The 15825-nt window shown below is 66.4% G+C and carries 10 protein-coding genes and 1 pseudogene; 2 read left to right on the top strand and 9 right to left on the bottom strand.

Annotation, left to right across the window (positions count from 1 at the left end; all coding sequences use genetic code 11):
• Positions 1-39: 39 nt before the first annotated feature.
• From ACETPF_RS10450 to ACETPF_RS10435, 4 genes are all read right to left on the bottom strand, one after another.
• Entirely contained in the window at positions 40-1125 is a 1086-nt protein-coding gene (locus ACETPF_RS10450) for an AAA family ATPase (RefSeq protein WP_373934413.1), read from the bottom strand.
• 85 nt (positions 1126-1210) lie between these two features.
• Positions 1211-2497 (bottom strand): tyrosine-type recombinase/integrase, encoded by a 1287-nt coding sequence (locus ACETPF_RS10445; RefSeq protein ID WP_373934412.1) that lies wholly within the window; start codon positions 2495-2497, stop codon positions 1211-1213.
• A gap of 310 nt (positions 2498-2807) precedes the next feature.
• Positions 2808-3758 carry a 2-hydroxyacid dehydrogenase gene (locus tag ACETPF_RS10440; RefSeq protein WP_373934411.1) on the bottom strand — a complete coding sequence of 317 codons (951 nt, stop codon included), beginning with the start codon at positions 3756-3758 and terminating at the stop codon, positions 2808-2810.
• A gap of 3 nt (positions 3759-3761) precedes the next feature.
• Entirely contained in the window at positions 3762-5087 is a 1326-nt protein-coding gene (locus ACETPF_RS10435) for a cystathionine gamma-synthase family protein (RefSeq protein ID WP_373934410.1), read from the bottom strand.
• Positions 5088-5266: 179 nt separating this feature from the next.
• Between ACETPF_RS10435 and ACETPF_RS10430 the strand changes: the two genes are divergently transcribed.
• Entirely contained in the window at positions 5267-7675 is a 2409-nt protein-coding gene (locus tag ACETPF_RS10430) for a ligase-associated DNA damage response DEXH box helicase (protein ID WP_373934409.1), read from the top strand.
• Here ACETPF_RS10430 and ACETPF_RS10425 read toward each other — a convergent pair.
• The 3 genes and pseudogenes from ACETPF_RS10425 to ACETPF_RS10415 all read right to left on the bottom strand — a co-directional run bounded on the left by ACETPF_RS10425 (position 7672) and on the right by ACETPF_RS10415 (position 11230).
• Positions 7672-8166, bottom strand: a complete 495-nt coding sequence (locus ACETPF_RS10425; protein ID WP_373934408.1) for a membrane-like protein — start codon at positions 8164-8166, stop codon at positions 7672-7674. The two genes, ACETPF_RS10430 and ACETPF_RS10425, sit on opposite strands and share 4 nt — an antisense overlap.
• A gap of 5 nt (positions 8167-8171) precedes the next feature.
• A pseudogene (locus ACETPF_RS10420) lies at positions 8172-10121 on the bottom strand (alpha/beta hydrolase family protein).
• A 98-nt stretch (positions 10122-10219) separates the two neighbouring features.
• Positions 10220-11230, bottom strand: coding sequence for a sensor domain-containing diguanylate cyclase (locus tag ACETPF_RS10415; RefSeq protein WP_373934407.1), 1011 nt, complete (start codon positions 11228-11230; stop codon positions 10220-10222).
• A 300-nt stretch (positions 11231-11530) separates the two neighbouring features.
• On the opposite strand from ACETPF_RS10415, the gene ACETPF_RS10410 reads away from it, so the two are divergent.
• The gene (locus ACETPF_RS10410) at positions 11531-11791 is read left to right on the top strand and encodes a hypothetical protein (RefSeq protein ID WP_373934406.1); all 261 of its coding nucleotides are present in this window, start codon (positions 11531-11533) and stop codon (positions 11789-11791) included.
• Between the two features lie 69 nt (positions 11792-11860).
• Here ACETPF_RS10410 and ACETPF_RS10405 read toward each other — a convergent pair whose 3' ends face one another.
• Complete coding sequence (locus tag ACETPF_RS10405) at positions 11861-13984, bottom strand: sodium-translocating pyrophosphatase (protein WP_373934405.1); 2124 nt, start codon at positions 13982-13984, stop codon at positions 11861-11863.
• 329 nt (positions 13985-14313) lie between these two features.
• Positions 14314-15762 (bottom strand): helicase HerA domain-containing protein, encoded by a 1449-nt coding sequence (locus ACETPF_RS10400; protein ID WP_373934404.1) that lies wholly within the window; start codon positions 15760-15762, stop codon positions 14314-14316.
• Between the last annotated feature and the right edge of the window lie 63 nt (positions 15763-15825).

Raw genomic sequence — 15825 nt, 5'->3', positions numbered from 1 at the left:
GTAAAAGTCGACGGTCCTCGCTGTGGTTCTGATGTCTTTCTAGCGATGGAAGCGCCGCTGGAACGACTGGCGATCCTGAAGCGCACGCCTCAGGCTATCCGGAGCGATGCTCGTCGCACCCTCGAGAATGGCATCCTTGACGACCGAGTCCGCTGCCCGCACCAGTTCGCCCTGGCTCAGACCCTCGGTCAGCGGTCCGATCGACGACCACGCCTTGGCAGCGAGCCGCAGCTTCCCCATTCGGCGGGTCAGGATCTTGCGCGCCGCATCGCTGTCCGGCGGCACATATTCGACGACCTCATCGAATCGGCGCGCAAGCGCCTTGTCGAGGATCTCGACGTGGTTGGTGGCGGCGATCACGATGCTGTCTGTCGCGTTGGGTTCCTCCATGAAGGAGAGCACCGAATTCAGCACGCGGCGGATCTCGCCGACATCGTTGGGATCACCGCGCCGCGCGCCGATCGCGTCGAATTCGTCGAGAAGATAGACGCCGCGCATCTGCGCGATCTGATCGAAAAGCAGGCGAAGCTTACCCGCGGTCTCACCAAAGAATCTGCTGAAAAGGGCTTCGAGACGCACGGTGAACAACGGCAGCCGGAGTTCACCGGCGATCGCCGATGCCGTCATCGTCTTGCCGGTTCCCGGCGGTCCCACCAGCAACAGGTGCGTCGCGGGGATCTGGCCGTGGTCACGCAGTGTCGTGCGCTCGGCCTGTTCGCGCACGACCCGCTGCAGGCGCGATAGCACCTCGTCAGCGAGGACCATGCTGTCGAGTTTGATCTTCGGATAGATGCTTTCGACCAGGCCCTGCAGCTCGCCGCGCGGCCGCGCGAGCGGGATCGGCGTCTGACCCGAAGGCGCGCCGGCGGTCCGCTCGCGAGCCTTCTGAACCAGCCGCTTCAGCCGGTTGGCATCTTCTTCATTGCCCTGGCGCGCCTGTTGCGCCGCAATCTGAAGCGCGATCGAGAGAAATTGCTCTTCATCTCCCTCGACATGGGAGTTCAGCAGCGCGACGATCTGCTTTGTAGACATCAGCGCTCCTTTCTTGCGCGATCCAAGAGCGTGGTCCGAGCGCGAACGGATCAGTTCCCCCTCCATCCGCTCTACCGGAATCGCGGTAATCACGCCACAACAGATTGCCAAAGCGCGCCGCCCAGAAGCCGCCGGATAGGCTTGGGATGCCTTCGGCGCGCTCCACGGTCGGCGGGGTTCATGCGGCGAGTGCCCGTTCAACATCATTCCGGTCATTGTCGCGAACGCTGCTGGCACGACCGTCGAGCAGGTCCGCAATCTTCGCGGCGACCTTGTCCGCCGTTTCGCGCAGCCCCTCTTCGATATGAATGTACCCCTGCGTTACCCCGCGCTTCCCGTGTCCAAGCAGCGCGGCGATCGTGAGCTCCGAATAGCCCATGTCGCCCGCGACGCTGCTGAACGTGTGACGCAGCGTGTGCGGAGTCACGCCTTCGATCCGCGCAGCGATACACAGACGCTGCAAGACGTCCGGAACCTGCTTGTAGTGACTGTTGCCGTAGTCCGACGGGAATACGAACGGACAGCCGGCAATCTCGCTTTGGGCGCACAGCACCTCCAGCGCAGCCTTGCCCACCGGCCGATCCTGTGCGCCGGACTTCGTGTCGGGGAAATGCACGGCCGCCCTTTCGGGATCGACCCAGGTGCGCTCGATTTCTTGCGCCTCCGAAAGCCGGAACCCGCTGAGCGCGATCAAGCGAACCGCAGCCAAGCCGGTCGGATTCTCATCGCGTGTGGCGGCGATCTGCATGGCTGCACCAAGCTTCCCCAATTCGATCGCACTCAATCGCCGCGTACGGCGATTGCTGGCCATCCTCCGCGCGCCCTTTGCGGGGTTGGCATCGATTATACCCAGGCGAACCGCATGCTCGCACATCGAATGAAGAGTGGAGATCACGCGCGAGGCCGCGCCGCCCCCGCCCGTCGTCCTTCGTCCCCGGCCTTTGCCCTTGTCGGCCGCGCTCTTGCCCGTCGCGATGTCGGCCTGCATGGCTTCGATGTCCGCCGGCTTCAGCCCGTTCACCTTACGGTGGCCGATGAGCGGGCGGATATGCCGATCGATGCGGCTCCGTTCCATCCTAACCGTTGAGGCCTTGATCGGCAGGCGCCTGCGTCCAAGAAGGCGACCGGCTTCGGCCTCCTCCAGATACCAGTCGCAGACCTCGCCAATCGTAGGCGCCGTCCGCTTCGATTCCTTGACGTCCGCCGGGTCGACACCCCGCGTCACGTCAGCAAGCATTCTGATCGCTTCCTTCCGTGCCTGGTCGACCGAGAACACCGGGAAGCGCGCATATACACTGCGCCGCAGGCGTCCGTCCGGGCTGCGGTACTGGAGCACATAGGACTTCACGCCGGTCGATCCCACCCGAACGCCAAAGCCCTTCAGTTCTCCATCCCAAAGGAACGATTGACCCGTCGCGGGCACCGTCGCGCTCTCGATCATATGGGTTGTCAGCTTACCGGGCATCGCACTTTACCTCCGAGCCTGATATTACGTCATCGGGCGCCAGGAGAAAAGTAATAATGAGGTAATCGCACGATCGGATAGCTTCGGATAGGTTCAGGTCGGTTTCATCAGGATAAGAGACTGTTATATTGAGGAATATAGAATGAAATCTGGTTTTGGGCGGCTAACGGAAATGTCGCTTTCGATCCTTGGTAAGGCTGAGGTCGTGAGTTCAATCCTCACCGGCAGCACCATTTTTCACATGCCCTAGCGCGATCGTCATCGGTTTTACAGGATGCGGTAATCGCATCGCTGATGGGTGTGAGCGCGACTAGCTGGAATCGCATCCGACGGTCTGCCGCACCGGCGATGGCAGCACATCCCCCGCGAAATGCGCGGCGAGGTTGCCCATCAGCGTTGCCGCCAGCTGCGCCACCGCCTCATGCGTCGCCCCGCCGGTATGCGGGGTCAGCACGACATTGGGGACGTTCGCCCACTTCCCCGGATCGGTCGGTTCGGGATCGAACACGTCGAGCGCCGCGCCGCCCAGCCGGCCGTCTTCGAGCGCCGCGATCAGCGCGGCCTCGTCCACCAACTGCCCGCGCGCGACATTGACCAGCAGCCCGTCCGGCCCCAGCGCCTCCAGAACGCCCGCGTCGATCATCCCGCGATTACGCTCGTCGGCGCGGGCGGCCACGACCAGTATGTCGCTGTCCCCCGCCAGCGCCAGCAGTGATTCGGCGCGCGGCCATCGGAGTTCCGGCTTGTCGCGCGGCCCCCACCAGGCGATCGCCATCTTCATCGCCGCCGCGCGCTCGGCAATGGCGACGCCGATCGCACCCATGCCGACGATGCCGAGCCGCGCGCTGCTCATGGAGCGAGTCCGCGTCTTGGCCTCGATCGTCCAGCCGCCGTTCCGCAACTGGCGATCGCCTTCCACGATCCAGCGCCTGTGCGCGATCATCAGGCCGATGGCATGGTCGGCCACATCCTGCGCATTGGCCGCGCCGCCATGCGCGACCGCGATGCCCCGATTGCGCGCCAGATCGAGGTCGACCCCGTCATAGCCCACGGTGAAGCAGGCGATCAGCGACAGGCGCGGCATGGCATCCACAAGGTCGCGGCCCAGCGGAAACTCGCCGGCCCACACCAGCGCCTCCACCATCGCCAGGCGTTCGGCCGGGGGCGAGTCCCACAGCGCTATGACGTCGTAGCGTGGCTGGAGCATCGGCAGCAGCGGGGCCAGCAACGGCTGCCCCACCATCAGCAAGGGCCGCTCCATCGCTCAACCCACCTGCCGCAACGCCTGGGCGAAGTCGGCGATCAGATCGTCCGCATCCTCGCAGCCGATCGAGATCCGCACCATATTGTCGCCGATGCCCAGAGCCGCCTTGCGCTCGGCCGGCACGGACAGGTGCGTCATCGCGGCGGGATGGCTCGCCAGTGTTTCGGTGCCGCCCAGGCTCACGGCCAGCTTGGCGATCTTCAATGCGTCGAGGAAGGCGAACGCCTCCGCCTCCCCGCCCTTGAGATAGAGCGAGAAGGTCGATCCCGCGCCGGTGCAATGGCGGCGGTAGATGTCGGCCTGCCGATCGGTCTCCGGGAAGCCCAGATAGACGACCTTCTCCACCTGCGGCTGGTCCCGCAGCCAGGCGCAGACCTTGGCCGCATTCTCGCCCGCCCGGCTCATCCGCAACTCCAGCGTCTCCAGGCTTCGCAACAGCATCCAGGCGCTGTGGGGATCGAGGATCGTGCCGATGGTGTTCCGCATCAGGCGGATGGAATTGATCAGCGCATTGCCGCCCAGCACCCCGCCAGCGACGAGGTCGCTGTGACCGCCGGCATATTTGGTGAGGCTGTAGATGACGAGGTCCGCGCCATGGGTCAGCGGCTTGTGCCAGAGCGGCCCGAGAAACGTGTTGTCGATCGCGATCGGCGGCACATGCGCTTCGCCCGCGAACAGCGAGTCGCGTCGCGCGGCCACCGCCTCCAGATCGACCAGCACGTTGGTCGGGTTGGCGGGGCTTTCGAGATAGAGCAAGGCGACGCGCCCCAGCCCCTTCGCCTTCTCGATCACCGCGCCGATCTCCTCCGCAGTCGCGCCGGCGGGGAAATCGAGCCACTGCACTCCGAACTTGCCGAGGATGCGCCCGATCAGCGATTCGGTCGCTGCATAAAGAGGCGCTGAATGGACGATCACGTCGCCCGGCTGCACCAGCGCCAACAAGGTGGTGGCGATCGCCGACATGCCGCTGGAGAAGAGCAGCGCATCCTCCGCCTCTTCCCAGACCGAGAGGCGATCCTCGCAAATCTCCTGATTGGGGCCATTGAAGCGCGAATAGACGAGGCCCTCCGATCCGCCGGGGCGGATGCCGGTCACGCCCTCGAAATGGCGCTTGCCCGCCGCCGCGCTGTCGAAGGCGAAGGTGGAGGTGAGGAAGATCGGGGGCTTGAGCGAGCCTTCGGACAGGGTCGGGTCATAGCCATGGCCCATCATCAGCGTCGCGGGTTTCAGCCTGCGACCGTCAATTTCCATGATGGGCGCCTTGGGACGGCGGCGGTTGCGCGCGGGTTCGGCGCCGGTCAGGTCGGCTTCTGTTTCGCCGGTCATGTCATTTCTCCTGCTGGGATGGCGGCGTCTGCTGCGCCGCTCCTGATGGCCCAGTCTAACGCAGGAGCAGGCGGAGGGGCCAGAGGGCGATTGAAATATTATGTCCTTTTGCCGCATCATTGTTCCGATGTCCTTTCCCGGCCGGTGACAGCGCGCCGGGCGGACCCTACATCCCTGTCATGGCCGCGTTTCCCTCCATCCTCGACGACTGGTTCGCGGCGCGCGGCTGGCGGCCACGCCGGCATCAGACGGAGATGCTGGACGCGGCCGAGCGCGGCGACCATGCGCTGCTGGTCGCGCCCACCGGGGCGGGCAAGACGCTGGCGGGTTTCCTGCCTACGTTGGTGGACCTGATCCGCAATCCGGCCGAGGGGCTGCACAGCCTCTATGTCTCGCCGCTGAAGGCGCTGGCGGTCGACGTGCGACGCAATCTGCTGACCCCCATCGAGGAGATGGGCCTGCCCATCCAGGTCGAGACCCGCACCGGCGACACGCCGTCCGACCGCAAGGCGCGGCAGCGGGTCCGCCCGCCGCAGATATTGCTGACCACGCCCGAATCGCTGTCGCTGCTGCTGAGCTATCCCGACGCCGCCCTGCTGTTCGACCGGCTCAGGACCGTGATCGTCGATGAAGTCCATGCCTTCGCCACCCAGAAGCGTGGCGACCTGCTCAGCCTGTCGATGGCGCGGCTACAGGCGATCAACCCGGCGCTGCGCCGAGTCGCCCTGTCCGCCACCGTCGCCGATGTGGACGCCTATCGCGCGTGGCTCGCGCCCGATGGGGACATCGACACGGTGGCGCCGGTGCTGGGGGAGGACGGCGTCGATCCCAATGTCGCGATCCTCATCCCCGAAGGGCGTGTGCCCTGGTCCGGCCATTCGGGCAAATATGCCGCGAAACAGGTGATGGCGGAAATCGAGGCGCGGCAGACCACGCTCGTCTTCTGCAACACGCGGGGCCTGGCCGAACTCATCTTCCAGGAACTGTGGCAGGCGAACGAGAAGAATCTGCCCATCGCCATCCACCATGGCAGCCTGTCCATCGAGGCGCGGCGCAAGGTCGAATCGGCGATGGCGGCGGGCAGGCTGCGCGCGCTCGTCGCCACCGCCAGCCTCGACCTCGGCGTCGACTGGGGCAATGTCGATTGCGTGATCCAGATGGGTGCGCCCAAGGGCAGCTCGCGCCTGCTCCAGCGGATCGGCCGCGCCAACCACCGGCTCGATCAGGCGAGCGAGGCGATCCTGATCCCCGGCAACCGCTTCGAATATCTGGAGGCCCGCGCCGCGCTGGATGCGGTGGAGGCGGGCGAGCGCGACGCCGACGATTTCCGCCCCGGCAGCCTGGACGTGCTGGCGCAGCATGTCATGGGCCTGGCCTGCGCCGGCCCGTTCCGCGCGGAAGAGATGCTGGCGGAGGTCCGCTCCGCCACCCCCTACAGCGCCTTGACGGAGGAGGCGTTCGCCAACGTCCTGCATTTCATCGAGGGCGGCGGCTATGCGCTGCGCGCCTATGATCGTTTCAAGCGGCTGACGCACGAGGAAGACGGCATCTGGCGGGTCTCTCACCCCCGCTTCATCCAGCAGCATCGCCTGAATGCCGGCATCATCGTCGATCAGCCCGCGCTCAACGTCCGCTTCGCTAATGGCCGCAAGCTCGGCACGGTGGAGGAGGGCTTCGCGTCGCAGTTGCGGCCGGGCGACAGCTTCTTCTTCTCCGGCGCGGCGCTGGAGGTGGTGCGGATGGACACGACCGACCTCCTCGTGCGCGCGACCTCCAAGCAGGCGCGCATCCCCAGTTGGGGCGGTACGCGCATGGCGATGTCGACGCGGCTGGCCGACCGCGTCCGCCATTTCCTGGCCGAACCGGGCGAATGGCACCGCTTTCCGCAGGATGTGCGCGAATGGCTGGAGATGCAGAAGCTCCGTTCCGCCCTGCCGCAGCCGGGGCAACTGCTGATCGAGACCTTCCCGCACGAAGGGCGCCACTATCTGCTCTGCTACAGTTTCGAGGGCTGGAACGCGCACCAGTCGCTCGGCATGTTGCTGACCCGCCGCATGGACGCCCAAGGGCTGATGCCGCTGGGGTTCGTAGCGAACGACTATGCGCTGGCGGTCTATGGGCTGAAGCCCGTGACCGACCCCAAGAGCCTCTTTTCGGCCGACATTCTCGACCATGAATTCATCGACTGGGTCGAACAGTCGAGCCTGCTGAAGCGCGCCTTTCGCGACGTTGCCGTCATCTCGGGCCTCATCGAGCGGCAGCATCCGGGGAAACGCAAGACAGGCCGGCAGGTCACTTTTTCGACCGACCTCATCTATGACGTGCTGCGGAAATATCAGCCCGACCATCTGCTGCTGAAAGCGGCATGGGCCGACGCGCGGGCGCGGATGACCGATGTCGGGCGGCTGGGCGACCTCATCGACCGGGCGGCACGCACGATGCTGCATGTGACGCTCGACCGTGTGAGCCCGCTCGCGGTGCCGGTGCTGATCCTGATCGGCCGCGAGCAGGTGGCGCAGAGCGCAGCGGAGGACGCGCTGCTGATGGAGGCGGAGGCTCTGGTCGCCGAGGCGATGCGTGCCGATTAGGGTTCCGCGCGCTCGCCCCCGCATCCCTTGAGCGAGCCGCCCGCAAAGGCGATCTGGACGCGGTCGGACCAGACAGCGTCGCTCATGCCGTCGCTGCACGGTCCTTCGGTGGCGGTGAGCGAAAAGCCGTCTCCCCGATAGCGGATCGCCCGGTCGTCGGCGTCGCGCTGGACCTGAAAGCGCATCGGCGGATGGTCGGGTCGTTCCAGTGTGGCGGTGCTCCCCCGGATCGTCACGGCCCAGAAGGGTTCGGTGCCGATGGCGCGATAGTCAGCGGGCGGCGGTGCGGGGGGATCGGTCGGCGGGCCGTCCGATGCGGGGGCGGGGTGCACCCGGCGGGGTGCCACATCCTTGGATGGACCAGGCGAGGCCGGGACCGCTTCCGCGATCGGCGCTTGCCGTGCCGGCGTCGGCGCGGGCGGTGCCGCCTCCTCAGAGCCGCAGCCCGCCAGCATCAGCAGCGCCATCAGGGGCCGACCGCTTGCCGCCATCGCGTTCAGGCCGGGTTATGCTGTTTCAGGAAGGCGTCGAGCCTTTGCAGAAAGTCCAGCCGGTCCGCCTCGCGGGAGAAATGATGGTCGCCCAGCGGCTGTTCGGCATAGATATAGTCCTTCCCCGCAGCCTTGAGCTTTTCGGCCATTTCGCGCGACTGGCTGACCTGGACGCGGCGGTCCTTCTTGCCGTGGATCAGCAGGATGGGGGTCGAAAATTGCGCGGCGAAGTTGATGGGGGATACGGCGGCGAAATTGGGCGCCTGCTCCTTCATCCACGCCTTGCGGCTGCTGTGATAGAGGAAGCGGCTGTCATAGCGCATCATCGCCGACAGGTCCGACACGCCGGCATAGGACACGGCGCAGCGATATTTGCCGCCGTCGCGCTGCGCCGCGCGCATCGCGGCGTAACCGCCATAGGATGCGCCGACCATGCACACGCGCTTGGGATCGGCGATGCCCTGCTTCACCGCCCAGTCGACCGCGTCGTTGAGGTCGTCCTGCATGGCAAGGCCCCATTGCCCCTCGCCCTTTTCCGCGAAGGCGGTGCCATAGCCCGACTATCCGCGATAATTGGGCTGGAGCACGGCATAGCCGCGCCAGGCGAGAAACTGCACCCACCAGTCCCATTCCTCCGCATCGCGGGCGAAGGGACCGCCATGGGGCATCAGGATGAAGGGCAGATTTTTCGGCTCCTTGCCCGCCGGCACGGTCAGGACGGCCGCGATTTCAAGCCCGTCGCGCGCCTTGTAGCGGATCGTCCTGACCGGAGCGAGGCGGCTCGTGCCGGGAAAGCGGCTGCTGACGCGCGCCAGCATGCTCATCGCGCCGACAGCCGTGTCGTAGAAATAATAGACGCCGGGCTGGTCGGGCGTGCCGACATGGACGATCATCTTCTGGCCATCACGGCTGAACGATATGATGCGCGCCCGCCGGGTTCCGACCGCTTTGTCCAGATCGGCCTGGATCGTCGCCATATTGGGGTCGAACCAGTGCACCGCCGCCGCATCGCCGGTGTAGCGGACGCCGGCAAGGCCGCTGCCGGCCGCGTCTTCGACGATGCCGTCCAGATCGAAGCCGGGGGCCTCGAACAGCTTCTTGCCCAGTTCCAGCGTGCCGAGATCGAGTTCGTACAGCGCATCCGTGCCGTCGCGGTCGTTGCTGGCGATGGCGCGGGTGGGGTCCGCCGTGAAGAGCAGCGGCATGACAAGGGATTCGTCCTGGCGGCGATCGGCGCGGTCGACGACGCGGAAGCTGGTTTTCACGTCCGGGCGATACAGCAGCTTGGACGTGCGCGTGCTGTCATTATAGCCCACGCCCATCCGCACCGTCCCGCTGGCGTCGGCATACCAGCTGCGCACCATTTCGCGCGGCGTGATGACGTTGTGCATCCGTCCGGTGCTGACGTCCACCTCGTCCACGCGCGGCCAGAAGCCGGTTTCGTTGTAGAAGATCGACGTCTGGTAGGAGAGCAGGATGCGGGGCGTGCCGTCGCGCGCGACCCAGATGACGTCGTCTGCGCTCTGCGCCGCGGTATTCTTGGCGATCATGTTGATCTTGGTGCCGTCGCGCTTCAGCGCGGCGACGCGGCTGATATACCAGGGATAGCCATTGACGTTGGTTTCCGCCCCCAGGCCGACGATCAGCCAATCGTCATTGACCCATTTCCACCAGTTGAGGTCATTTTCGCCCAGCGCCAGTGCGCGGACGCGGTTGGGGCCGTCGGCGATATCGGCGATGACCAGCTTCTGCTCCCCGCCCACGGCGACCCGGCTGGCGATGCGGAGGCCGTCCGGCGACAGCGCCGGCGCGTCCATCATCGGCAGGGCGGCGAAATCCTCGATCGTCCATTGTTTGGGTGCTGCCGGCGTGGTGGGTGCCGGCGGCGTCTGGGCATAACCCATCCCCGCCGCAGCCAGAGCCGCGCCTGCAAGCCATGCCGCTATCGCCTTCATAATCCCCCGCCCGTTCGCTTGTCCCCGGTGGGAGGATAAAGGACAGTTTTAGCTGCGTCACGCAAAACATGACGCCGGAACGGGCAGTTAGCGCCGGATCACGCCGCGCGCAGCGTGTCCTGGGGCGCCAGTATGACCCGGTTGCGGCCGCCGCGCTTGGCAGCGTAGAGCGCCGCGTCCGCTGCGGCGATCCAGCCGGCGCTGGTCAGCCGGTTTCGCCCGATGGCGGCCACGCCCAGGCTGGCCGTGACGGTCAGCGGCGGATCGTGCGGCACGACATGGCGGGCAAGCGTGTCGCAGAAGCGCTGAGCGGCGGCGAGCGCGTCCGCTTCGCTCGTTTCGGGCAGAAGAAGGCCGAATTCCTCTCCGCCCAGCCGGCCGAGCGAGTCGCTTGGGCGCGAGAGGCTGCGGCAGAGATCCGCGACGGCGGCGATCACCTCATCGCCCGCGCCATGTCCATGGCTGTCGTTGATCGCCTTGAAATGGTCGATGTCGAGCAGCAGCAGGGCGGAGGGGCGCTGGTGCCGCAGGAAGAGCGCGATCTGCTTGTCGACTTCGGCGATGAAGGCGCGGCGGGTGAGCGCGCCGGACAGCGCATCGCGTTCGGCCAGCAGGCGCAATTCCATCTGCTCGACCACGATGGGGGCGAGGCCGCTCAGGACGGCGAGCTGTTCGGGGGAGAAATCGCGCGCCTTGGTGTCGATGGCGCAGAGCGAGCCGATCTGATAGCCGTCAGGGGTGCGAAGCGGTACGCCGGCATAGCTGCGGATGCCCGGATCGCCGGTGACCAGCGGATTGTCGAAGAAGCGCGCGTCCGCTTGCGCGTCGGGCACGACCAGCGGCTCCTCCTGCCGGATCGTATGATCGCAGAAGGCGATGCTGCGCGGCGTCCCGGCGATGTCGAGGCCGGCGATCGACTTGAACCATTGCCGTTCGCGGTCGATCAGCGACACGGCCGAAATCGGCACGCCCACGATGCTGCGGACCATTTGGGTGATCTTGTCGAACGCCCCTTCGGCCGGCGTATCGAGAATATCGTAGCGATGCAGGGCGGCGAGGCGGCCCTGTTCGTCATCCAGTCTGCCCTGCGGCGTCATTGTGTCACCCATATCGACCTGCGTTGTTTGCGCGGGGTGCGGGACGGTTTCACCCCCAGGGCCGACCGCCACGGCAGCCTGCGCGTGCTTACTTAAAAAAGGGTAAAAGCGGATCATCCCTAATCGGCCAGGATTTTTCCCGTCTATTTGGTATTTTGCCCCATATTGTCGCATTATTTACAGGCGATGAATGTTAGGCGGGTCAAGGATCGACCGAAAACCGCCATTTCTTGAATTTGGCACGCCCCCTGCAAGGTCGAGATCATGATCCAGCAAGGGTCACAACCAGAGTTTCAGGGAAGGAATTTGACCATGAAGACCATCGCTTTCGTTGCCGCCGTCGTCGCCGCCACCATCGCCGTTTCGGCCGCCGCGACCCCCGCTTTCGCCAAGGCCCAAGGGCGGTTCGGCGACGCCAAGGTGACCTATGACACCGCGCAGGACCGGTATTGCTTCCGCGAGCGCCGCACCGGCTCGCTGGTCCCCGCCACCACCTGCCGCAGCAAGGCGGAGTGGGCGCTGGATGGGCTCACCATCCATCACAAGCCGGTGGTTCAGGTCGCGCAGCGCTGAACCCCATGACGGGCACGCAAACGCCCGGCCGAGGGTTCGGCCGGGCGTCGTCGCGTTCAGGCCCGTCGATCAGCCGCCATGCGCCAGCGCGGCCAGCAGCAGCAGCGCGACGATGTTGGTGATCTTGATCATCGGATTGACCGCAGGGCCGGCAGTGTCCTTGTAGGGATCGCCGACCGTATCGCCGGTCACGGCCGCCTTGTGGGCTTCGCTGCCCTTGCCGCCATGATGGCCGTCCTCGATATATTTCTTGGCGTTGTCCCACGCGCCCCCGCCCGAGGTCATCGACAGGGCGACGAACAGCCCCGACACGATGACGCCAAGCAACAGCGCGCCCAGCGCCGCGAAGCCGTTGTCGGTGCCGGCCACCGCCGCGATGGCGAAATAGACGACGATCGGCGCCAGTACCGGCAGCAGGCTGGGGACGATCATCTCCTTGATCGCGGCGCGGGTGACGAGGTCCACGGTGCGGGCGTAGTTGGGCCGCGACGTGCCCTCCATGATCCCCTTGTTGGTGGCGAACTGGTCGCGCACGTCTTTCACCACGTCGCCGGCCGCGCGGCCCACGGCGGTCATGCCCATCGCGCCGAACAGATAGGGCAGCAAGGCGCCCAGCAGCAGGCCGACGATGACATAGGGGTTGGAGAGGCTGAAATCGACCGGAGCGGTAAGGCCCAGCGCCGAATTGTAGAACTTCAGATCCTCCGTATAGGCGCCGAACAGCACCAGCGCGGCAAGGCCCGCCGATCCGATGGCATAGCCCTTCGTCACCGCCTTGGTCGTGTTGCCGACGGCATCGAGCGCGTCGGTCTTGACCCGGACGCTGTCGTCCATGTGGCTCATTTCCGCGATGCCGCCGGCATTGTCGGTGACGGGGCCATAGGCGTCCAGCGCCACCACCATGCCGGCGAGCGCCAGCATCGCCGTCGCGGCGAAGGCGATGCCGATCAGGCCGGCGAGCTGATAGGCGACGATGATGCCCACCACGATCACCAGCGTGGGCAGCGCGGTCGATTCCAGGCTGATGGCGAGGCCCTGGATGACATTGGTGCCATGTCCGGTTTCGGACGCTTTTGCGATTGAGCGGACCGGGCGATAATTGGTGCCGGTATAATATTCGGTGATGACGACCAGCAGCCCGGTGACGGCAAGACCCACCATCATCGACCAGAAGAGGCGCATCCCGGTGTAGCCGCCGACGCCGTCAAGGTCCGCGCCGAACACCGCGTTCATGTCGCCCAGCACCTGCCAGGTGACATAGTAGATGGCCGGGATCGACAGGAGCGCGGTGGTCCAGAAGCCCTTGTAGAGCGCGCCCATGATCGACTGGCTGGCGCCCAGGCGCACCATGTAGGTGCCGATGATCGAGGTGATGATGCAGATGCCGCCCACCGCCAGCGGCAGCGCCATGAGGCTCAGCAGGAAGGCGTTGTCCACGCCGGTGACGAGCAGCGCGGTCAGCACCATGGTCGCGCCCACGGTGACGACATAGGTTTCAAAGAGGTCGGCGGCCATGCCGGCGCAGTCGCCGACATTGTCGCCGACATTGTCCGCGATGACGGCGGGGTTGCGCGGGTCATCCTCCGGGATGCCCGCTTCCACCTTGCCGACGAGGTCGGCGCCGACATCGGCCGCCTTGGTAAAAATGCCGCCGCCCAGCCGGGCGAAGATGGAAATGAGGGACGCGCCGAAGGCGAGCGCCACGAGGCTGTCGATGACCAGCCGGTCGTCGGGCGCATGGCCGGCGGGGCCGACGAGATACCAGAAGAAGACGCTGATCGCCAAAAGGGCGAGGCCAGCGACCAGCATCCCTGTGATGGCGCCCGCCCGGAAAGCGACCGTCAGGCCCGATTGCAGCGTGCTGCGGGCGGCTTCGGCGGTGCGGACATTGGCGCGCACCGAGATGTTCATGCCGATGAAGCCAGCCGCGCCGGACAAGACCGCGCCGATCAGGAAGCCGATGGCGGAGGTGATGCCAAGGAAGAGGGCGACGAGCACCGCCACCACCACGCCGACGATGGCGATGGTCGTGTATTGGCGGCCCAGATACGCCTTCGCCCCTTCCTGGATCGCCCCCGCGATCGCCTGCATCGTCTCATTGCCCGGCGAGGCGCTCAGCACCTGCCGGCTGGTGAAAAGGCCATAGAGCACGGCCAGCAGGCCGCATCCTATGGCGATAATGACTATCTCCATGCGTGATCCTCTCCCCCTGTTATGACATCATCGGCCGCTCCGCAGGGAATGACGGACGGGCGAAAGACGTGGGGCAGCGCGGCCGGACGGCGGGAGTCCGGTGCGGGGCACTGCGGCAATCAGCATCGGGGCATGGCACATGAAACGCGCTCCAGCCGGCTGAGGAATAAGGGCACCGAAGCTACAGGGCTTGCCGCCTGCGTCAAGATGGGGCGGGACTGATCGGGATCAGCTTTGGGACAGTCGCGCGACGTTCTCATCCGTTCGGTTCGAGCTTGTCGAGAACGGCGCATCGTTCTCGACAAGCTCGAACCGAGCGGGGGTGGGGATCATCCCTCGGCCGCGGCGGTGGAGAGGCCGAGGCCGGGGACGCCGATGGAGCGCTTGCCCGAAAAGTCGGTGCGGGCGACGATGACGCCCAGTTTTTCCATATAGTCGATGAGGCGGCGGACGCGGCCGGGCGAGCTGGTGCCGTAGGCGCGCGCGAGCGCGGCGTCGTCCGGGCAGGGCCGGCCGTCGAGCGCGGCGCGGGCGATGAGGAGGAAGGGCGCGAGCATATCCTCCGGCACCGGGGCGGAGGCTTTCATCGCGTCCTGCCAGCGGGGATCGTCGGCGTCGGCCATGCCGGCCTGCGCCATGGCGAAGCGCTTGCGGAAGGCGGGAAGGTCGAGCGGGGACTTTTTAAGGCCCTTCATGCGGCATCGGACACCGAAATCCTGGAACAGGCTGGCGACCGAGGGGGCGGCGTCGCCCAGATCGGCGACGATTTCCTCCAGCACGGCGACGACGATCGGCTCGTTCTGGCCGAAGTCGAGTTCCGGAGCGGCGGGCCTGGCCTGCGGCGCATCGGCGAGCTGGCGCATGATGTCCTCGGCCGGGCGGGGCGGCGGATCGGCGCGGGGCGGGGGAGGCGGCGAGTCCTCCTCGGCGCGGGCGAAGAGCAGTTCCTGGAAATCCTCGCCGGTGGTGACGGGCGGCGGCATCAGCTTGTGCGATCCGCCGCGCGTGCCGGTTCTGACCGCGCCGATCTTCACATTGACGGGCCGGCGGGCGATGGCGGGGCCGAGGCCCAGGAAGCGGCCGCGTTCGAGGTCGCGAATCTGCTCGGCCTGCCGCCGCTCCATGCCGAGCAGGTCGGCGGCGCGGGCCATGTCGATGTCGAGGAAGGTGCGGCCCATCAGGAAGTTGGACGCTTCGGCCGCGACATTCTTGGCGAGCTTGGCAAGCCGTTGGGTGGCGATGACGCCGGCAAGGCCGCGCTTGCGGCCCCGGCACATGAGGTTGGTCATGGCGGCCAGCGACAGCCGGCGCGCCTCGTCCGACACGTCGCCCGCCGAGACGGGCGCGAACATCTGCGCTTCGTCCACCACGACGAGCGCGGGATACCAATGGTCGCGCGGCGCGTCGAACAGGGTCGAGAGGAAGGTGGCGGCGCATTTCATCTGCGCTTCGAGTTCAAGCGCATCGAGGCTGAGGACGACCGAGGCGCGATGCTCGCGGATGCGCGCCGCCATGCGGACGATGTCGCGCTCATTATAGTCGCCCGCGTCGATCACGACATGGCCATATTCGTCGGCCAGCGTGACGAAATCGCCTTCGGGATCGATCACCACCTGCTGCACCATGGCGGCGCTTTCCTCCAGCAGGCGGCGCAGGAGGTGCGACTTGCCCGACCCCGAATTGCCCTGAACAAGCAGGCGGGTGGCGAGCAATTCCTCCACGTCCACGGCCACGTCCTTGCCGTGGCTGTCGGTTCCTATGCTGATGCTGGCGGTCACGGGTGCGTCTTTGGCCCATGGCGGGGGCGAGGCGCAAGCCCGGAACGCCTTGACCATCCCCTT

Source organism: Sphingobium agrisoli, from assembly GCF_041877245.1.
Lineage (GTDB): Bacteria > Pseudomonadota > Alphaproteobacteria > Sphingomonadales > Sphingomonadaceae > Sphingobium.
This window is presented reverse-complemented; position numbering and strand designations above follow the sequence as displayed.